Here is a 20,933-nt window from a genome sequence, read left to right on the forward strand (position 1 = left end):
TATTATATTTTATTTAACTTTCTATTTAGCATCGGCATCAGTATCGACATCAACGGAGACTGACATACCAGGACGCAAACGCGTAAGCTCAGGCTGATTTTGGTCTAAGTCTATCCGTACTGGGATACGCTGAGCCACTTTTATATAGTTGCCTGTTGCAGGATTGGCCGCACCTGCACTAAACTCACTGCCAGTCGCTGGTGAGATGTTACTTATGTGCCCCGTAAATTTGGCACCGCCAAGCGCATCGACATGAATGGTTGCAGGTTTACCGACTGCCATACTGGCAATCTGAGTTTCTTTGAAATTTGCAATAATCCAAATGCCTTTCGGTACGATATACATGAGCTGAGTACCTGCGCTAACGTACTGACCTTCTTTAACACTGACCTGGCTAAGCTGACCCGCTTCAGGTGCTGTAATAATAGTATTGTCTAGATTGATTCTTGCTTGCTTGACGCCTGCTTCCGCATTTTTGATGTTCGCATCCAATGAAGGTCGACTGCCACTGGTTTTTGCCCGGCTTTCTTGCGCAGATTGTAGGTTTGCTTCTGCTTGTTGCAAACTTGCCTGTGCTTGAGCGAGTTGTGCTTTGATATGAGCCACTTCTGCTTTTGATACAGCGCCAATAGCATCTAAACCTTGGTAGCGATTGACGTCTTCGCGAGCACTCTCTACATTGATTTTGGCACTGTATACATCCGCTCTGCGTGCTTCGATCTGTGCTTGACTCGATTGTGTATCTTGATCATTAGTAGCGCGGTTAGTGACAGCGACTTCAGTGTTGGCTTGGGCTTGTTCGAGCTGCTGCTGAAACGTTCGGTCATCTATTTTTATCAGTAAATCACCTGCCTTCACATTAGCAAAATCTTCCACTGCCACTTGAGTGACATAACCAGAAACTTGCGGGCTGATAATGGTTGTCTGACCTTTGACAAAAGCATTATTGGTCTGTTGCGTGGTAGGTGTAAATGGGGGGAGCTTCCACGCATACAATATCAATGCCACACCTATGACAATCAGCACGATCAAAAACGCTAAATTCAGATAGGGTTTTTTCTTAGGTGACCATCCAGTGGTGTCTGTAATGGGCTCTTTGGTTGGCATGGGTGTCTGAATGCTATCTGCTGGGTTTTCTGTAGCGTCTGCTGTCGTATTATTGCTATTTGGTATATCAGAATTTGCTGTTGTTTGTGTTGCATCTGTGGTCGTCTGTGCTTGAGTAGAAGACGATGCTATATGTGTATCTGTTGCTGGAGCACCAGTAGACGCCTGAGAGATTTGGTTAAGCTCATCTGGTTTTTTTTGGCTCATGACGTACTCCTAAGTTTTCAATAAAAATACCAAACAGGTTTAAAGGTGATTGTTGGGATAATAGACCCAGTTATTTGGTTTCACGCATTTTTGCAATGACAGCGAGCTCTGTAGCCAGCGGGTTGCGTTTGTGGTAACGGTTATAAATATAATTGAGCAGTAAAATAATCGTAACAGCTGTGGCAAGGACGGCCATCAAAAAGAACAGATCGCTATACGCTGCCACTGCTGCTTGGCGCTGAATATCTTGCAGCACTTGGCTTACTGCACCAGCATTTGCTTGGGCAGCGTCAGTGGTCTGACTTGATAGCATATTACGAGTACTCGCTATTTGAGCGCTAAAAGCAGGATCACCCAAATTAAGTGAGCTGACCATATCTGCATAGTGTGATTGTGTACGAACAGTCGTAAACGCTTGAATAGCTGCTGCACCTGCCAAGCCGCCAATCGTTTGGGAAATACCAAAAATAACGGAAAAACTAATAATATAGGCAGGACCACTGGCAATCGCACGCAAAAACCCTTCAAAAACCAAAGGCCCCATAAAATATACGGCGGCAAAGGCAATTAAAAACTGGCTAAGATAAAACATGTAAGGTGCTGAATTAATAGACACTCCAACATCCATCCAAGAACCCAACGCTATCAATGCTACTGCAAAAATGACAGGCCTGCGTAAATCCATTGGATTGGTGCTAAAAACACTAATGACCAAAGCCAATACACTGGCGGCCAATATGACGATATAAAAGGTAATCAGCTGATCACCGCCGTAGCCTAGCGTGGCAAGTAATCCTGCGGCGCCGACAGTCTGTTCAGAAAGCAAGATTCGCATCACAGCACCTGTCACCATAAAGGCGATAATATTACGACTACGCATCCAGCGGACTTGTAACATTGGGTTTTTGCGATGAGTCTCAATCCATAATGCAATGCTAATCCCAACGATAGCAATAATAAGCGGATAAATGAGCCAAGGCGTCGTCCACCATAATATTCGACCCTGTACCAGTACAACAGCCAACGCGGCCAAACCACTGGCAAAAAAAGCAAAGCTTAAAAAATCAAGTTTCTCAAATACTTTTTCGATATTACCTGGTGGTAGTTCCAAAAGATTAATCAGTCCAAAGCAAATCAATGCCAAACCAAGTTGGAATAAGAATAAGTTTTCAAGCTGACCATCGATGGCAAGGTAGGGCGAGATGATACGTGATAGAGGAATACCAAACTGCACCAAGCCAAATCCTAGTATCAAGCCACTAGTCCGTTTGACGGTTGGCATGCCTTGTAGGCAATAGAATAATCCCAATATGGTCATGCCACTGGCCACCATGCCGCTAAGTCCTCTTGCGACAATCTCTAGATAATAGGGCTCGATTCTAATACTAGGCGTATCTAGCAAGTGGCTACTAATCAGCCATTGCAGACTTGTGGCAGCCAGTAGGAAGAATAAAGTGATCTTACTAAAAAGTGACATGCCAAATTGCTGACGGATCTTGTACAGCAGGACAGTAATACAAGCGTTGGTCATGTTGTAACTCACAGATATCCAGCCTCCTTCAATAGGCGCTAATCCCATCTCGCCCTGTATTTGAGAGAGGTTTGCAACAAGTAGACCATTTTGGAAGCTGGCTGTGAGACCAATAAATATTCCAATCAGTAGATAAAATACTTTGCGGCGGGTAGGGTGATCAGGATTGGCTGGAGAGCCTACCATGAGTGGTTTTTCATGGGGCTTAAACTGGTATTCGTTAGTCATGGGCGGACCACAATCTGTATAAAGAAATGAAGCAACATAGGACAAATTCCAGACGGGGAGTCAGGACAGTGTCATTGGTGTTTTAAACGTCAAAGGTCAGTCGATTGACTGAGGGAGTATGAGGGGTAACTCAATAATCGCTAAAAAGATTTTATCACGAGTTCGGCGGAGCTTCTGTCATGTGCACGTAAATTATAAGCCACGTGGCAACGTGGTGTCGGTTGTGTACGCCTAACTCTCAATCTCTTACATACCAAAGCGAGTTTTACTTCCTTTATCACTGCACTGTCGTTATTCTTATACTGTCGCTACCACTACAAGCACAAAATAGAGTTCGCACAAAAAACAGCTCTATAAAGAGCTGCTTATGTACATCATACGATTGATATGCAGTAATTAAAACAAAAGTCTAGATAGACTCGTCATACTTTGCTTCTAACTGCATAGCGCGCTGATAGCTATCCAGACTGGCAAGCGCTTCAGCGTATTGTTTGATATGAGGATAAGCGTCAAGCTTTTGACGCTTGGCCAAAATAATCAAATCAAATGACAGCATAAAGTCAGCACCGCTGAGCTTATCACCGACGATAAAGGATTTGCCTTCAACCGATGTGTCCAAATATTTGAACAATCTTGTCTTTTCTGTCTCGATATAACCATTCAAAAACTCATTGTCATCGATGCCTGCTTTTTTGGTAAATAGCTCTAGCATCAATGGCAACATGAGTGAGCTCTCAGCAAAGTCGATCCACTGTAAATAGTAGCCATAATCAGAGCTACCAGTTTCAGGGCGTAGACGCTCTGGTGCAAACCTCTCAATCAGTAACTCAGTGATAGCGCCTGACTCAGCATAAACCTGTCCATCGATCTCGATAACCGGAGATTTACCAAGTGGATGCACAGCTTTTAGAGAGTCTGGTGCCAAATGAGTTTTGGCATCACGTTGGTGACTAACAACTTCGTAAGGCACGCCTAACTCTTCTAGGAGCCAAAGCGTACGCAACGAGCGTGATTGATTGAGATGGTGTAAGCGAATCATAATATCGACCTTAGTACATGATGTGATTTATTAGTTTCTGGGTCTTAACCTTTTAGCTTGGCCACAAGACGCGTAGCTGCTTCTTCTGATGAGGCTGGGTTTTGACCAGTGATTAATAGACCATCTTCGACGACAAACGATTCCCAATCCGCTGCTTTTTCGTAGTTGCCACCATTAGCTTTGAGTGCATCTTCTACCAAGAATGGCACAACGTCTGTTAGGCCAACGGCATCTTCTTCTGAATTAGTGAAACCAGTGACTGTTTTGCCTTTTACTAAGTACTCACCATCAACTTTTACGTTCTTGAGTGCTGCAGGAGAATGACAAACAAACGCGACAGGCTTATCTTGCTTGACAAAAGTCTCAATCAGATTGATAGAGTTCTTATCTACTGCCAAGTCCCATAGTGGGCCATGACCACCAGGATAAAAGACTGAATCAAAGTCTTCCGCTTTCATATCAGCAAGTTTTTTGGTATTGGCCAAATGCTCTTGAGCGTCTTTGTCGTCTTTGAAACGCTTAGTATCTTTGGTCTGCGTGTCTTCAGTATCACTACTAGGATCTAGTGGTGGCTGACCACCAGCAGGAGAGGCTAGGGTTACGTTGACGCCAGCATCTAAAAATGCATAGTAAGGGGCTGCAAATTCTTCTAACCAAAACCCTGTTTTTTTACCAGTATCGCCTAGACGGTCATGAGAAGTTAGTACCATTAAAATGTTCATAGTTTTCCTTATTTATTGTTTATTGTGAGTGAACAGTTGAGTCGCAGTCATTAAATGACTGTTAGTATTATTCCTGCTTCAAACGTAATTTTCAGTAGTGATCTTAGCTAGTTATGTTGTTAAGTAGTTATTAACAGCTACTGACAACTGTCAGTAGCTACTTAACGTCAGCTACTTTGACAACTGTTTTGCCAAAGTTGGCACCGTTTAACATATCGACGAAAGCATTGGGTGCATCGTCTAGACCATCAGCGATATATTCTTTGGTTTTGACATCGCCTGATTCTACCCATTTGCTCATGGTTTCTAAGAACTCTGGGAAGTGATCACCATACTCTTCAAAGATAATAAAGCCTCTGACCGTTAAACGCTGGCTTAAGATAAGACCCATCAGCATGCCTAAGCGGTCTTTACCATCAGGTAATTCGGTTGCGTTGTACTGTGATACAAGGCCACATACAGGGATACGCGCATGATCGTTTAACAGCGGTAGAACAGCATCTAACACTTGACCGCCGACGCTTTCGTAGTAGATGTCAATACCATCTGGGCATGCAGCTTTTAATTGCTCAGCAAAGTCGTCAGCTCTATGGTCGATACAGACATCGAAGCCAAGTTCGTTAACCGCAAAGTCGCATTTTTCTTTGCCGCCTGCCACACCGATAGTACGTAGACCATATTGATTACCAACTTGACCAACCGTTGCACCGACAGGGCCAGTAGCCGCTGCGACAACTAAGGTTTCGCCTTTTTGTGGTTTACCAATATCAGTCAGACCCATGTAACCCGTGAATCCAGGCATACCTAACACGCCCAAACCATAAGATGGGTTTGACATGTTTTTGTCCAGTTTAAGGACACCTTCGCCATCACTGACGCTATAGTCTTGCCAGCCTGAGTTTGATACCACCAAATCACCGACAGCAAATCCATCGACATTGGACTCGACGACCTGAGCGACCGTGCCGCCCATAATGACATCGCCGACTGCTAAAGGATCAGCGTAGCTTTTTGCATCACTCATGCGTCCACGCATATACGGATCTAATGATAGGTATACCGTGCGTAGTAGCATCTCATTTTCGTTTGGCGTTGGAATATCGCTGGTTGCCATATCAAAGTTATCAGCGGTTGGTTCACCATTAGGGCGGCTGGCAAGTTTGATTTGACGGTTTACTTCTTGATTTTGTTGTTTGTCGAAGCTCATGATAGGACTCCTTTATAGTTATTCATTGTGATTATAATAGTGGTGTTAAATGTAGTAGCTATTTAGCATGGAATAGCTACTACTATAGATAGCATAACGATATGTATTTTTTATTAATATGATAATGTTTCTGACTACGAGGCTTTGCTAGTTACAGCACGCTCCAAGATACGACGTGACACATCTAAGTCATTTTTGCCATGTTCACCAAGCTTAACCATGTTATGGGCTTCGAGCTGTTTGATGATTGGGTCAATTGCTGACTCAGTCAAATCAACATCTTCTAGGCTAACTGGCAAGCCAAGCTCGCGGAAGAAGTTTTCAGTATAGACAATAGCGGTCTCGATGATGGTGTCATCATCCTGATCGGTATCAGTGATGTTCCATACATTGCGTGCATACTGAAGCAGTTTTTCTTTTTTGCTTTCTTTTAGCTCACGCATTACTGATGGCAAGACGATGGTTAGCGTACGTGCATGATCGATAGCATGCAATGACGTCAGTTCATGACCAACCATATGCGTTGTCCAGTCTTGAGGTACGCCTGTACCGATTAGACCGTTCAGTGCCATAGTCGCTGTCCACATAATGTTTTTACGTGTTTCTAAGTTGTCTGAATCTTGCTTAACCACTAGACCTTCATCGATAAGGATCTTTAGTAAGCTTTCAGCAAAGGCATCTTGAACTTTTGCATTTACTGGATAAGTCAAATACTGTTCCATCACATGGACAAATGCATCAGCAACACCATTCATAACCTGACGCTCAGGTAGGGTAAGTGTTTTGATTGGATCTAAGATTGAGAATTTAGGAAAGGCAAGTGGGTTACCAAATGGTAGTTTTGCTTGACGCTCGCTATAGTTGATCACGCCGCCCGAGTTCATCTCAGAGCCCGTTGCTGGGATCGTCAATACTGCGCCTAAGTCCACAGCTGAGTCGATGTTTTTGCAATACCCAGTCAGCGCATCCCAAGCTTGGTCGCGTGAGACAGTACCGTCTTCCTCAGTGAGTGAGGAGACGAGTGCAACGAATTTGCTACCATCGATGACTGAACCACCGCCAACTGCTAATAGGAAGTCAATGTTGTGTTCATTGACCATATCAGCAGCTTTCAAGAGCGTTGTGAACTCTGGGTTAGCTTCGATACCACCGAATTCAAAAACAGTGCGGTTACCACTTACTGCCAAGGCGTCTTTTACTTCATCTAATGTACCAGTACGCTGCGCTGAACCGCCACCGTAAGTAATCAGAACGCGGGCATCAGTAGGTACTAGGTCTGATAACTGTTCGATTTGACCTTCGCCGAAGACGATACGTACTGGATTGTAATATTGAAAGTTGTTCATAAAATTCCTAATGTTAATGAAATGGTTCTGTTAAATGTTTGATATCAAACAATGAGTGGCGAGCAATGCTTATACGCATATACTCTGAATATTTATGCGCATTATACACCAATTAGACCAGTCGTCTAGGAATGTTTACAAAACTGTCGTATAAAATGTTTTGGTCTAAGACAGTAAGAGGGACAAAAGCGCTAGGGATAAATGGTTATATATAAGAGGGTAGGTAGCGGCGTATGGACAGTATTAAGGTTAAACGCTTATCCGGCATGCTGTTTATATTAAATGCAAATTAATTAAAGACGACTTATCTGAAAACTTACAACAAATAAAAGCTATCCGAAGATAGCTTATTAAAAAGGTGTATGAAAAATATATTAGCTTAAGAACCTATTGGCCTAAATATCTATCGACCCATCTGAGTCGTCGTCATTTGCCATATTTCAGCCAAAGGCGTATTCGTTTGGCTGATTTTGGCCATCAAGCTTGCTCCAAGCCAGGCAAAATACCAGCGCTTGGCCATACTCTCAGCTGAGATATTATCTAGACGAGGTACTGAGCCATCTATCCATCCAGCCTTGATCTGCTCAGTAAGCCAAAGGGTAGTTTGCTGATAGCCCGTGTCGAGTGCTTTGCGCATCGTCTCTGACATATCAGCGACTTCTGCACTTAGCTTGACCACCAAGCATCTCTCGTGGTCGCAGCCATTCTGCTGTGTGTCGTACCAATTTTGAAAGTAGTCATACAGTTTTTGCTGAGCGGTAACGTTCTGAGCATCGATAATATCTAAGCGCGCTTTGTATAGGCTAAAATAGTGACCAATAATAGCTTCACCAAACGCTTCTTTAGAAGCGAAATAATGATAGAAAGATCCTTTAGGAACACCTGCTGTGTCCAAAATTTGCTTTAAGCCAACAGCTGTAAAGCCTTTCTTAGCTACCAATTGGTAGCCAGTAGTCAGTAAGTGCGCCTTGGTATCTGGTGTTGTAGTCGTGTCTGTAACAGTAGACATAGATAGGATAGTCTCCCTTGATAGTGGTACAAATAGAGTAGTCAGGCTTCATTGAGCGTCATATTGTCGGCATATTCTAATAATATTTAGCTGTAGTGGTTACGTTTCATCAACAATATTTACTGACAAAGTTGTCTCGTTTTATTAAGAGCTATGGTAGCATTAGACCAGTCGTCTAGCAAGGTGGCTTTTATTCTTACCAGTCACAAAACAGATAGCCCATTGCTAATACACTATTTTAGATATTGAAGATAAATGTGTCACATAACAAAGTAAAATAAGGATTATTATGTCAACGAACGATACCAGTGCCTACAATGACTTTCATTTGCAATTCATCGCAGGTGAATGGCAAAAAGGCAAAGATGATAGCATTAATACCAATACAAATCCCTATAACGGCGATACGCTCGTAGAGATTCAGCAAGCGACCAAAGATCAGCTGAACGAAGCGTATGATGCTGCAACCCAAGTTCAAGAAGCGTGGGCCGCGCAGACGCCAGCAGAGCGTTCTGCTGTGTTGTATAAAGTGGTCAACATATTAGATCAGCGCCAAGAAGAAATCGTTGATTGGTTGATCAAAGAGTCAGGTAGTACTCGTATCAAAGCGATGGTTGAGTTCGGTGCGACACGCGCGATCACGCTTGAGGCAGCGACTTTCCCTAATCGTGTCCATGGCGAAATTCGTCCATCGAACACGCCTGGTAAAGAAAACTTCATTTACCGCGAGCCTATCGGTATCGTGGCAGTTATTAGCCCATGGAATTTTCCACTACATTTAACCCAGCGCTCGATTGCGCCAGCCTTGGCGTTGGGTAACGCTGTCGTATTAAAGCCTGCTAGTGACACGCCAGTGACAGGTGGTCTACTGCTTGCAAAAGTGTTTGAAGAAGCAGGTCTGCCAAAAGGTCTGTTAAACGTTGTGGTGGGTTCAGGTAGCGAGATAGGGGATGCCATCGTTGAGCACAAAGCGCCAAGCCTAGTGTCATTCACAGGGTCGACATCAGTAGGTAAACATATCGGTGAGCTGGCCAATGGCGGTGAGTACATCAAGCAAGTCGCGCTTGAACTGGGTGGTAACAGCCCGTTTGTTGTATTAAAAGATGCGGATATCGAGCAAGCTGTTAAAGCGGCTGCTTTTGGTAAATTCTTGCACCAAGGTCAAATCTGTATTGCGATTAATAGAGTGATTGTAGAAGACGAGATATATGATGACTTTGTAGAGCGGTTCTTGGCTCATGTTAAAACATTAAATGTAGGCGATCCAAACAAGCCAGACACTGCTGTCGGTCCAATCATCAATGAAAAACAACTCAAATCACTTAAGGATAAAATCGCTCAAGCACAAGAAGAAGGCGCTAAAATGGCATTGAGTGGCGAGATTGAAGGTCAAGTCGTACCGCCGCATGTCTTTACCGAAGTCACGCGAGAGATGGACTTGTCATGCAATGAAGTGTTTGGACCATTAGTAGGTATCATCCGTGCCAAGGATGAAGAAGATGCGTTGTCGATCGCCAACGACTCTATGTATGGGTTGTCTAGTGCGGTATTCACAGCCGATATGCAAAAGGGTCTGCGCTTCGCTCGCGGTATTCGAGCGGGTATGACTCATATCAACGATATCTCAGTCAATGATGAAAGCAATACACCATTCGGGGGTGAGAAAAACTCAGGTATCGGTCGCTTTAACGGCGAGTGGGTGCTTGAAGAGTTCACTAGAACGCATTGGATCTCAATGCAAAATGAACCACGTCAGTATCCATTCTAGTAGCCTTATACTAAAACGACTGGTAACAAAAAAGACCGCTTTGATAGCGGTCTTTTTTTATGGCTTTCAGCAATCAACTGAGAACAATACATGTGAGAGCCAGCTCGGGTATACCACGATTTTTAAAATGAGGATATGCCTTAGTCATTTATCTAGCATGAAAGCCCAATAATCCCTCAATCTCTTCGATAGTCATACGTCTCACCAGTGCTTGCTCTTCTACTGACAAACGATTGGTATGCTCCTTTATCATGGTATGAATACTCCGTGATATCTCAGAGGTTGTGGAGTAATACATTTGAGGCTGATCTTTCGTCAGTTTCATCAAAAACCGATTGATAAGTTTGCGTTTTTCGTCTGATTTATTCTCTTCAGCTGTATTTTCTTTAGTCATTATATTCTCCTAGAGGTAAGTTATTTAAGCAGCCAAGCTCTTGAGAGTCAATGGTTATAGTGATATTTAGGGTATGACATCTTGTCTAATCAACATCTGATATATGCTAAGTAGAGTTACTATCTTGCCTCACTGTTTGATGCTGATAAAAGATAGTGGATTTGTACCATTACTTCAAAAAATATGTCGCCTATTTGTTTCTACGTTTGCTTGCTTTCATATCCACTTGCTTCTCTGGTTTGACCATGTCTATAGCGTGCTCACTTGCCTTTTCTATACTCAAGTTACATTGAACTGCCTATGCAAGCTACTCTAAAATCTTAAACATCATAATTAAAATACATAGCACGAGGTTTAGGTATGTCACATCAGTCATCTGATAAAAATGTCACATTGGTCTTATTTCATAATGATTTGCGAGTAGCGGACAATGCGACATTGTCGACAGCAGCTAACCTATCTAGCAATGGAAAATTACTGCTTGTCTATGCATCGTCATTGGCGGAGGGGCTGAATGATATCAACAGTGACCCCGTTTATCATTATGACACTATGGGTAGTGCTCGCGAGCAGTTCTTGCAGGAAAGCTTGGCTGACTTAAATACATCACTGATGCAGCTTGGTAATAGACTGCTGTATCTAAAAAAAGACGCTGCATTGACAGATACGCTTACGCAGTTGCACGAGCTGATCGAGGTGCAACAAGTGACGGATATCTGTGTCAGTAAAACCTCTGATTATTATCAGAACCAGGTATATGCTTTACTACAGGATAAACACCCGCAAATACGTTGGCATACTGAAACAACGGCCACGTTATTTGATGCGTTACCGCTGGAGCATTTACCCAAGAGCTTCACCCAATTTCGTAAGAAAATTGAAAGCGATCATGATTTATTGCATGCAGAAGAAGACGCGACTATTTGTCCAATGCCAGAGTCACTGGCGCCAATACCTGAGAGTATGGCTGACAAAGATGAATATTTTTGTGACGCGCATCAATGCGACTTGCAAGAGGTCGATAGTTTTAGAGGCGGGGAGTCAAACGGTCTCAAACATTTGGAGCGTTATTTTGATTCTGAGGCACCAAGTACGTATAAGACCACGCGAAATGCGCTTGATAACTGGACACAGTCTACCAAACTCTCTGCGTGGCTTGCCAATGGTTCACTGTCTGTAAATACGGTATTAAATCGTCTGCGCCGTTATGAGCGTGACATTATTGCTAATGGCTCTACCTATTGGATATGGTTTGAGCTGCTGTGGCGCGAGTATTTCTATTGGTATGCAATGACGCATCAGCAAAAGCTATTTTGGTTCACAGGTATCGGTCAGCACATGCCATCAACTCAGCTAGATGAAGAACGTCTATCACAATGGACGCGGGGTCAAACGCCATATCCGATCGTTAATGCGTGCATGAATCAGTTGAACACAACGGGATATATGTCGAACCGCGGACGGCAACTGGTCGCAAGCTGTTTTGTCCATGAGCTGGGTCTTGACTGGCGTTACGGGGCAGCTTACTTTGAGCAACACCTCATTGATTATGATGTTGGCAGCAATTGGGGCAACTGGCAGTATTTGGCAGGTGTGGGTGCTGATCCAAGAGGATCTCGACAGTTCAACCTTAAAAAGCAAACCCAGCTATACGATCCAGAGGGTGCGTTTATTCGCCACTGGCAAGGCAATATTAAAAAGAGCGATGAATAATTGCTAAACATTGCGGATGTGCAGGCTACAGCTTTGAATAGACTAACCATACCATCAAAATAGGTTTAGACCATGAAAAAACCAAGTCCTTATCTCACTTTTGCAGGCGCTATACCCTTTATCGCCTGCGCGCTTTTACTGGCTATAGATAGTGATACGATACCTGTATTGGGAAAGACGACTGAGGTACTGAGTATATATGGCTTGGTGATTGCTTCGTTTATGGCAGGCGCGCATTGGGGTAATCATCTGAGTTTGGCTGATAATGATGGATGGGCTGTTAAATTGCCTTTTCTAAGCAATATGATAGCGCTTGTCTTATGGTTCGGGTTTTTAATACTATCTACGGTCAGCTTTATTTGGTTATTAGCAGCTAGTTTTGCCAGTATGTGGGTGATTGATTATGGTCTCAATCAAGCGCGTATCATTACTCAGAATTATTTTAAAGTGAGAACCTATGTCACAGGAATAGTAATAGTGTCTCTAATTGTAGCCGCTCTGCAGCTATAAGTTATGCAATATAGTACTAAAATATTCACTCTACGATTAAGTATATGGTTGTTCTAGCTTATGGTTGATTTAGCATATAGTTGTTCTAACATATGACTATCACTAGATATAATGGTTAGGTGCAACCAGTATTATTGAGCAAGATATTCAAAGGAGGCTACCAATATGGTAGCCTCCTTTGTATTGATAAAATCTATGTACACAGACTACGTTCGTCGATACACAAGTCTAGGCTGTTTCTAACTTGGGTCGAGCCTTTTTGATGGCTTTGACCAATGCTCTTTCAAATCCACCTTCTTTAAATTGTACAAGGTAGGAATGTGCCGCACAGAAATTACGAACGTCGCGCCATTCATGTGCCAGCGCTTCTGCCCAGTCACAATAATGCTTGCCAGCATTTGGCTCATTTTTCAGAGCTTTTTTGGTGGTGGGGTGTAGTATAAGCTCAGGTAAGACAGCCTCTAGTAGCTTCATTGGTGGACTCATAAATGTATCGTCAACATGCAAGCTTTGGCTAGCAGGGTGATAGGCCAGTAGCGATCCTGCATGAATCATCTCGTTTGACGATATATAAGCGATACTTTCTGACATTGAAAACTTGAGCTCTGGATAGCGTTCGGCGACCGCGTCACTTTCTACCAAATCATCCGCCCAACTCACTTCTGGCACTTTTTTGCGGTGACGGCTGCTGCCATAGAATGTTGCTTGCGGAAAGTCTTTTGCCATTTGGGCGCAATGCACCGTATGGAACGGGTGGACATTGAGAACGGCTTCGACATCTTGTCCATTGTTGGTCAGTGCCATGACTTCGTCTCGAACGTCACCTGTTAAGGCGTAGCTGTCTAAAAATATAAAGCGTCCTGAAGACAGTTTAACAAGTGAGCAATGGGTACCAATGTTCACCACACCGCCAATACGGAATGACCCGCGTATGTTCCAAAATCCTGCCCCTAAATCATGAATCTGTTCTGACATTTATAATTCTCCTTATTTAATATGTTGACTCAAAAAATCACAATGATTTTCAATTTTTGTTCTTTAGGTTTTACCGTAATCGTTTATAGACATAGCAGATTATAAAAATTCTAACTTCTAAAAATTATGCTTTTAGATATTGTACCTTTCAAACATAGACGTCTTTAGCATCATTGATTCTCAAGCTCATTGCGAGTGTTATCAATGACTGACAAGAGCGCTGCTTCAAATTGACCTTCCTCAAATACCATCAGTCCTGAGTGTGCACCGCAAAAATGACGAACATTACGCCACTCGTGTGCCAGACCTACTGCCCAATCGCAATAGTGCTTGCCCGCGTTTTGTTCCGTTTTGAGTGCTTTTTTGGTGGTTGGGTGCAAGCCAAGATTGGGCTGTACTGCATTGAATAGCTTTGACGGTGGTATCTCAAAAGTATCATCGACATAGATGCTCTGGCTAGCAGGATGATATACCAGCAATGAGCTTGCATGAACGTTTTCATCAGGCGCAATATAGTGAATACCTTTAGGTATGGAAAATTGAAGCTCAGGATAACGCTCAGCGACCGCGTCACTTTCTACCAAGTCATCAGCCCAGCTAACCTCAGGGACTTGTTGCGGATGTCTGCTACTGCCATAAAATGTCGCTTGCGGAAAATCTTGTGCCATTTGGGCACAGTGTACCGTATGAAATGGATGGACGTTGAGGACGGCTTCGACATCTCTACCTTCATTGGTCAGTGCCATGACTTGTTGACGTACATCGCCCGTTAACGTGTAACTATCTAAAAAAATAAATCGTCCTGATGGTCGCTTTATTAGAGCACATTGGACGCCAATATCGATAATGCCATTTTTTATAAATGATCCTCGAATACTCCAAAACCCTGCACCTAAATCATAAATTTCATCAGTCATCGATATGCTCCTTTACTGTTCATTTGTTCAATCATTTTACTTATTTATATATAACACTATGCGATTATTAATGGTTTGGTAAATAATGTCTGTACAAGAAAAGATATAAGCAATGTAGATGTGTAAAAATGAAATAGAGTTGTTATCCAAATGTCATCTCAGCAAACGAAAACTGCCCATCAGTCTACAATCAGCGATTATAGCTGTTGTCTGATAGCTAAAAGTTACTGTAGTTATTGAGCTTGTTGCAAAAACTACCGCTCACTTTAAATCAGAAAATAGTGTTTTGTCTGATAAAGGCAAGCGTCTCCATAATAATCTGAACCTGATTTTTTTAATCTAAGTCAAGAGTACTATCAATCGCCAATAACACATTTAAACCTGAGTATATTAATTGATGTGCTAACATGCCTTTCTTATCATTATGATAGCTATTTATCCCCTACGGCTTCATGTCTACGCTATAGCTATAAAAAGTCGATGTCATAAATTCGCGTTATATTTTCCTACCATTTAAGCTAATGACACGCTCGATCTACTGTCATAGCATAACCAATATAGTCAGCTCTCTTGTGAATAATTCTACAGATAAAACCCAAAGCACTACCACAAAACCATCGCCTTCATCCAGTCATTCAGTATCGTGGGTCTTGAAGCTTACGATTGGTCTGATAGGTATGTTCGCCTTTTTACAGATATATTCTATCCAAGCGGTACTCCCCGTCATGATGGTAGACTTTGCTGCGACTGAAGTACAAGCTGGCATGATCGTTGGCGCCACGGTCATGGCAATTGCCATCATGTCACCGTTTTTGGGTATGCTCTCAGATGCTGTCGGTCGCAAATCATTTGTGGTTGGTGCGTTGCTATTCTTAGCCATACCGACATTCTTGATCGCCCAAAGCTCCAGCATCGGCTGGGTAGGTTTATGGCGTTTTATGCAGGGGCTGTCCGTACCAGGTATTACAGTGGTGACGATTGCCTATATTGGTGAGGAGTTCGAGGGACGCGCAGTAACCGAGCTGATGTCGTTTTATGTCTCAGGGTCAGTGTTCGGCGGTTTTATGGGCCGGTTTTTGCTAGGGCATTTGCATGAGTTGATCGGTTGGCGTCATGGTTACTATGTCATGACAGCGATAACGCTACTGGGTGCGGTATGGGTCGGTAAGATGCTGCCGTCGTCTCGTCATTTTGTACCCAATCCCAATTTTCGCTCAGCGATACAAACACTAGGGGAGCACGTCACCAATCGCTACGTGGTCACCTCTTGTTTACTGGGTGCTTGCGTTTTATTTTCACTGGTCGGTTGTTTTACTTTTATTAATTTACATCTGACAGATGAGCCATATCAGCTGACGACTGGTGCACTTGCGAATATTTTTGCGGTGTACTTACTTGGGGTCATTATTACACCGTTGTCTACGTCACTATTACGTCGATTCGGTTCAGCGCGTACCGTACGAGTGGCGATTGTTATCTCGATGGTCGGGGTGTTGTTAACGTTGGTGACACCATTGTGGGGCGTGGTTATAGGACTTGCCATTATGTCATCTGGCGTGTTTATTACCCAGTCAGCGACCATCAGCTATATCGCTGTCAATGTTAAAAAAGGACGGTCACTGGCATCGGGTTTATATTATCTGGGTTACTACTCAGGTGGCACGCTTGGCGCGTGGTTGTGCGGTATGGCTTATGCACGCGGGCAGTGGTCTATGACCGTAGGGTTATTAGTCATCGTACAAATATTGGCATTGATAATAGCCAGCGTTGGGATGGTCAAAACCACGGTGCAGTCAAAGTAGCTGACTGATCTCTACATTATGTATTTGACCATTATGCTACTTAATGTAAGCCCGCTTTACATGGCGCTGCTTTTTTCTTACTATCTATAACGATGTTATTAACCTAATAAGGTTGTCGTTCATTATAAAAACTCACTAAGAAATGAGAATGATTGGGCAAAACATTCCACATGAGTATTTTTACGAATTATCATTACTGTGTATAGTCAAAGAAATCTAAAACAGGTACAAGGCAGCCGACTGCAGATTGTACAAATAGTACGTCTAGGGAGGATAACGTCGTAGCTGTTTAGCAGTTCTCTGACTATATAACCTATAAATACAACAAACAAGGAAGTCAGATCTATGTCAAATATTTATCACAGCGCGCCATCTGCCTATGATTATCCATTATTGGTCAAGCAGCTACTAAACCGTGCAAAAACAGTATCGCAAGACCAAGAAATTATTTACGCGGACAAGAAGCGCCTCACATATAAAGATCTGTTTGAACGTATCAATCGATTGGCTAATGTATTGGCAAACTTAAATCTCGATGCAGGTGATGTGGTTGCGGTTATGGATTGGGACAGTCATCGCTATCTTGAGTCTTATTTTGCGGTACCGATGTCAGAGTACATCCTACAAACGGTCAATATTCGTCTCTCTCCAGAAAAAGTTCTATATACCATCAACCATGCCAAGCCCAAAGTACTAATGCTCAACTCTGAGTTTGCGCCACTGGTCAAAGACTATCAATTTGAAAACTCTAGTATCGAGCACATCATTTGGCTTGATGATAATGGAGTAACGGCTGAAGGTGTCTTTGGTGACAACCAAAGCCGTGTGACAGGCGAGTATGAAGCCCTACTAGACGCTGCTAACAGCGAGTTTGATTTCCCAGATTTTGATGAAAATACTATCGCGACGACTTTTTATACTTCTGGTACGACAGGGGACCCAAAAGGGGTTTTCTTTAGTCATCGCCAATTGGTATTGCATAGCCTAGCAGAGGCCGCCACTCTAGGTATGCTACCCAACAAACAAGGTGTCAGCTACGGTGATGTCTATATGCCGATGACACCGATGTTCCACGTCCATGCATGGGGTTTCCCATTTACAGCGACGATGGTCGGTCTAAAGCAAGTCTATCCAGGGCGTTATGCGCCTGATACATTGATGGACTTAATCATCAACGAAAAAGTCAGCATCACTCACTGCGTCCCTACCATCCTGCAAATGGTACTCAAAGAAGCCCAAGATCGTGATGTTAGCTTCAATGGTCTAAAAATGATCATTGGTGGTTCAAGGTTGACTGAAGGGTTGGCAAAAACAGCAATGGCACAAGGTATCGAAGTCTATACAGGCTACGGCATGTCAGAAACCGCGCCACTTATCAGTTTGACTGAGTTTAGCCTTGATGAGCCTGAGATGAGTGAAGAAGAAGATATTGCTCGTCGCTGTATGACAGGTAAGCCTGTGCTTATGGTCGATGCTCAGGTCTGGGGTGAAGGCAATAAATCAGTTGGCAAAGGACAAGACAACACAGGTGAGCTGGTACTACGAGCGCCTTGGTTGACCCAAAGCTATCTTAAGAACGATGATGCTGGTAAAGAGTTGTGGGAAAGCGGCTATATGCACACTCAAGACATTGCCTACATACGTCCTGATGGTTATATCAAAATTACAGATCGCCTAAAAGATGTGATCAAGTCTGGCGGTGAATGGATATCATCGCTTGAGATTGAGACGATTCTATCACTGCACCCTTCAGTAGCTGACGTATCGGTGATAGGGGTGCGTGACGAGCAGTGGGGCGAGCGTCCATTAGCATTGGTTGTCCTAAAGCCTACTGCCCAAGATACGAGCGCTGATGATATCAAAGCCATCGCAGAGAAAGCAGTAGAGCGCGGTATCATTCCTAAATATGGCGTACCAAGTCAGTTTAAGTTTGTAGATGAGCTGCCAAAAACCTCAGTAGGTAAACATGACAAAAAGGTCATGCGTGAGATATATGCCAACCAAACTCAAATATAATCATATCTACCAGTTGCACATTCAACATTTGTATTTATCAAAATGTAGTGCATGTTACACGCTTAATAGTTGACCTTTGCAATAGGCTCTGCTACATTTTAAACCGATACGTAATGTATCGGTTTTTTAATTCTGGCAAGGATGACCAGTACTTATTCAGACATTGTCTACTATAATCGTAACCGTGTAAGCCTCGTAGATTCGGACGTGCAGATAGCGCTTCCAATGCGATGACGACTTGCTAGCGTTTCGATGATAAAATAACATTGCCTCATTTCTCGTTTATGCTAAGGACAGCTATTATGAGTGACCACGCCCAACACCCAGTCTCTACTCACACAGCAGACATGCCTACATTTGCTGATATCTATCACGACTCTATTATCGAACGAGAGGATTTCTGGGCGCAGCAAGCAAAGCGCATCTACTGGCACAAAGAGCCTGAGCAAATTCTCGATGACAGTAATCTACCGTTTGCAAAATGGTTTGTCGGCGGTGAGACCAATCTTTGTTATAACTGCGTAGATCGTCATCTGGCGGATCGTGCCGAGCAAGACGCGTTTGTCTGGGTATCATCAGAAATCAATCAAGAGTTGATAGAAACCTTTCCAGCAGTCGTTGATTCGTTTAAAGATCTGGGCAACAACGTCGAGTTTTATACAGACTATACCAAGCGCCGTCTGACGTATAACGACCTATATAAAGAAGTTAATTATTTTGCTGATGTCCTACAGCGCCATGGTATTGGTAAGGGTGATCGCGTCATCATTTATATGCCGATGATTCTAGAAGCGGCATATGCCATGCTGGCTTGTGCTCGTATTGGCGCAATACATTCAGTCGTTTTCGGTGGGTTTGCAGCCCATAACTTGGCTATCCGCATGGATGATGCTGAAGCAAAAATGGTCATTACGGTAGATGCAGGTCTGCGTGATGGCAAGGTTATTAATTATAAGAACCTTGTCAATCAGGGCGTCGAGCAAGCAACAACCAAGCCTGAGCATGTATTGGTGGTCAACCGCGGTATTTTACCGTTTGAGCCGAGAAATGTTGACGTCGATTATGCGACCGAACGACGTCACAGCTGCGAGGCGCATGCAGTTGTGGAGCCCGTCTGGCTTGAGTCAAATACGCCGTCTTATCTGCTCTATACCTCTGGTACGACAGGTACTCCCAAAGGCGTGCAGCGTGATACTGGCGGTCATGCGGTCGCACTGACTACTTCGATGGATTATGTCTATGATGGTAAGGCAGGTGAGACGTTTTGGGCAATATCGGATATTGGCTGGGCAGTTGGGCACTCTTATACGATTTATGCGCCACTGCTAGCAGGCATGACGAGTGTCATGTACGAGGGCCTACCACACTCACCGAATCCTGGTATTTGGTGGCGTATCGTTGAGGCCAACAAGGTCAATATTTTGTTTACAGCGCCCACGGGCGTGCGTATGCTTAAAAAACAAGACGAGAGCTGGATGACCCGCTATGATGTCTCTAGTGTCAAATCGTTCTTTTTAGCAGGTGAACCACTTGATGAGTCAACGGCCGGCTGGCTGACCCAGCATTTAGGCGTGCCAATCTTAGATCACTATTGGCAGACAGAGTCTGGTTGGCCCATCTTGAGTCACACACCAAAATTTGATCATAAACCGCATAAGCAAGGATCACCTGGCTATCCTATGTATGGTTACGAAGCGCAGGTGATCAATGAAGAGACTGGTGACCCCTGCAAAGCGGGAGAAAAAGGCTTGCTTGCAATCAAAGCGCCACTGCCGCCTGGTTGTCTGACTACGGTGTGGCGTAATGACGATCGCTTTATCAGTAGCTACTTTGGTTTGTTTGATGGGCAGCAGTATTCTACGTCAGACTATGCCGTGACAGATGAAGACGGTTACTTTTATATATTGGGGCGTACTGATGATGTGATCAACGTCGCAGGTCATCGGATAGGGACGCAAGAGATCGAAGAAGCCATCAGTATGCATCCAGATATGGCAGAGTGTGCTGTAGTAGGCATTCAAGATGAGTTAAAAGGAGAGCTGCCCATCGCATTCTGTGTGCTAAAAGATCAGACGCAAGTCGAAACGACCGAAAACCGCTTCCGTATTGAGCAGCAAGTCATCGGTGCGGTGGTCAAATCTTTGGGCGGTATTGCAAGGCCAGCGGCTATTTATTTCCCGCAAGCACTGCCAAAGACTCGCTCGGGAAAAATCCTGCGCCGATCTATTCGCGCATTGGCTGAAGATAAGCCTACAGGAGATATGTCGACCCTCGATAACCCAGCCGCTATCGATGCGATTAAGCAATCAATGAAAGACTATTAATCATCAAAGATGAACAAATAGCCTGCTGCTTTTCAAAATTAGACTAGGGCGTGTCCCTATTTTAAAAATGGTGATAAAAATGAGATAAATCGAAGGCAAATAAGGAAAATAGTGCATA

At 43.6% G+C, this 20,933-nt stretch carries 16 protein-coding genes; 6 read left to right on the forward strand and 10 right to left on the reverse strand.

The window, feature by feature from the left end:
• Positions 1 to 21: 21 nt before the first annotated feature.
• From AC5JP1_RS02610 to AC5JP1_RS02640, 7 genes are all read right to left on the reverse strand, one after another.
• Entirely contained in the window at positions 22 to 1,314 is a 1,293-nt protein-coding gene (locus AC5JP1_RS02610; protein ID WP_493843010.1) for an HlyD family secretion protein, read from the reverse strand.
• A 70-nt stretch (positions 1,315 to 1,384) separates the two neighbouring features.
• The gene (locus tag AC5JP1_RS02615) at positions 1,385 to 3,073 is read right to left on the reverse strand and encodes an MFS transporter (protein WP_493843011.1); all 1,689 of its coding nucleotides are present in this window, start codon (positions 3,071 to 3,073) and stop codon (positions 1,385 to 1,387) included.
• A gap of 409 nt (positions 3,074 to 3,482) precedes the next feature.
• A complete protein-coding gene (locus tag AC5JP1_RS02620; protein ID WP_319051518.1) occupies positions 3,483 to 4,112 on the reverse strand; it encodes a glutathione S-transferase family protein in 630 nt (209 codons plus the stop codon).
• Positions 4,113 to 4,156: 44 nt separating this feature from the next.
• Positions 4,157 to 4,834, reverse strand: a complete 678-nt coding sequence (locus tag AC5JP1_RS02625) for a type 1 glutamine amidotransferase domain-containing protein (protein ID WP_319051519.1) — start codon at positions 4,832 to 4,834, stop codon at positions 4,157 to 4,159.
• 157 nt (positions 4,835 to 4,991) lie between these two features.
• Positions 4,992 to 6,041, reverse strand: coding sequence for an NADPH-dependent curcumin/dihydrocurcumin reductase (gene curA / locus AC5JP1_RS02630; RefSeq protein ID WP_493843012.1), 1,050 nt, complete (start codon positions 6,039 to 6,041; stop codon positions 4,992 to 4,994).
• A gap of 134 nt (positions 6,042 to 6,175) precedes the next feature.
• On the reverse strand, positions 6,176 to 7,387 hold the full coding sequence (locus tag AC5JP1_RS02635; protein WP_443526952.1) for an iron-containing alcohol dehydrogenase: 1,212 nt from the start codon (positions 7,385 to 7,387) through the stop codon (positions 6,176 to 6,178).
• A 403-nt stretch (positions 7,388 to 7,790) separates the two neighbouring features.
• A complete protein-coding gene (locus tag AC5JP1_RS02640; protein WP_493843013.1) occupies positions 7,791 to 8,396 on the reverse strand; it encodes a TetR/AcrR family transcriptional regulator in 606 nt (201 codons plus the stop codon).
• 289 nt (positions 8,397 to 8,685) lie between these two features.
• Here AC5JP1_RS02640 and AC5JP1_RS02645 point away from each other — a divergent pair, with 289 nt between their 5' ends.
• Positions 8,686 to 10,164 carry an aldehyde dehydrogenase family protein gene (locus AC5JP1_RS02645; RefSeq protein WP_493843014.1) on the forward strand — a complete coding sequence of 493 codons (1,479 nt, stop codon included), beginning with the start codon at positions 8,686 to 8,688 and terminating at the stop codon, positions 10,162 to 10,164.
• Positions 10,165 to 10,312: 148 nt separating this feature from the next.
• Here AC5JP1_RS02645 and AC5JP1_RS02650 read toward each other — a convergent pair whose 3' ends face one another.
• A complete protein-coding gene (locus AC5JP1_RS02650; protein ID WP_493843015.1) occupies positions 10,313 to 10,558 on the reverse strand; it encodes a hypothetical protein in 246 nt (81 codons plus the stop codon).
• Positions 10,559 to 10,918: 360 nt separating this feature from the next.
• Between AC5JP1_RS02650 and AC5JP1_RS02655 the strand changes: the two genes are divergently transcribed.
• Positions 10,919 to 12,271 carry a DASH family cryptochrome gene (locus tag AC5JP1_RS02655; protein ID WP_493843016.1) on the forward strand — a complete coding sequence of 451 codons (1,353 nt, stop codon included), beginning with the start codon at positions 10,919 to 10,921 and terminating at the stop codon, positions 12,269 to 12,271.
• A gap of 72 nt (positions 12,272 to 12,343) precedes the next feature.
• Positions 12,344 to 12,781 (forward strand): DUF3429 domain-containing protein, encoded by a 438-nt coding sequence (locus AC5JP1_RS02660; protein ID WP_493843017.1) that lies wholly within the window; start codon positions 12,344 to 12,346, stop codon positions 12,779 to 12,781.
• 228 nt (positions 12,782 to 13,009) lie between these two features.
• Here the strand turns inward: AC5JP1_RS02660 and AC5JP1_RS02665 are convergent, their stop codons facing one another.
• Together AC5JP1_RS02665 and AC5JP1_RS02670 are read right to left on the reverse strand one after the other, a co-directional pair.
• Positions 13,010 to 13,756, reverse strand: a complete 747-nt coding sequence (locus AC5JP1_RS02665) for a hypothetical protein (RefSeq protein ID WP_493843018.1) — start codon at positions 13,754 to 13,756, stop codon at positions 13,010 to 13,012.
• Positions 13,757 to 13,926: 170 nt separating this feature from the next.
• Positions 13,927 to 14,673, reverse strand: coding sequence for a hypothetical protein (locus tag AC5JP1_RS02670; RefSeq protein WP_493843019.1), 747 nt, complete (start codon positions 14,671 to 14,673; stop codon positions 13,927 to 13,929).
• A 572-nt stretch (positions 14,674 to 15,245) separates the two neighbouring features.
• Here AC5JP1_RS02670 and AC5JP1_RS02675 point away from each other — a divergent pair.
• The 3 genes from AC5JP1_RS02675 (at position 15,246) to AC5JP1_RS02685 (ending at position 20,815) form a co-directional block, all read left to right on the forward strand.
• Entirely contained in the window at positions 15,246 to 16,475 is a 1,230-nt protein-coding gene (locus tag AC5JP1_RS02675) for an MFS transporter (protein ID WP_493843020.1), read from the forward strand.
• A 345-nt stretch (positions 16,476 to 16,820) separates the two neighbouring features.
• A complete protein-coding gene (locus AC5JP1_RS02680; protein ID WP_493843021.1) occupies positions 16,821 to 18,491 on the forward strand; it encodes a fatty acid--CoA ligase in 1,671 nt (556 codons plus the stop codon).
• A gap of 302 nt (positions 18,492 to 18,793) precedes the next feature.
• Entirely contained in the window at positions 18,794 to 20,815 is a 2,022-nt protein-coding gene (locus tag AC5JP1_RS02685) for a propionate--CoA ligase (protein ID WP_493843022.1), read from the forward strand.
• Positions 20,816 to 20,933: the final 118 nt, after the last annotated feature.

Source organism: Psychrobacter sp. H29 (assembly GCF_059073055.1).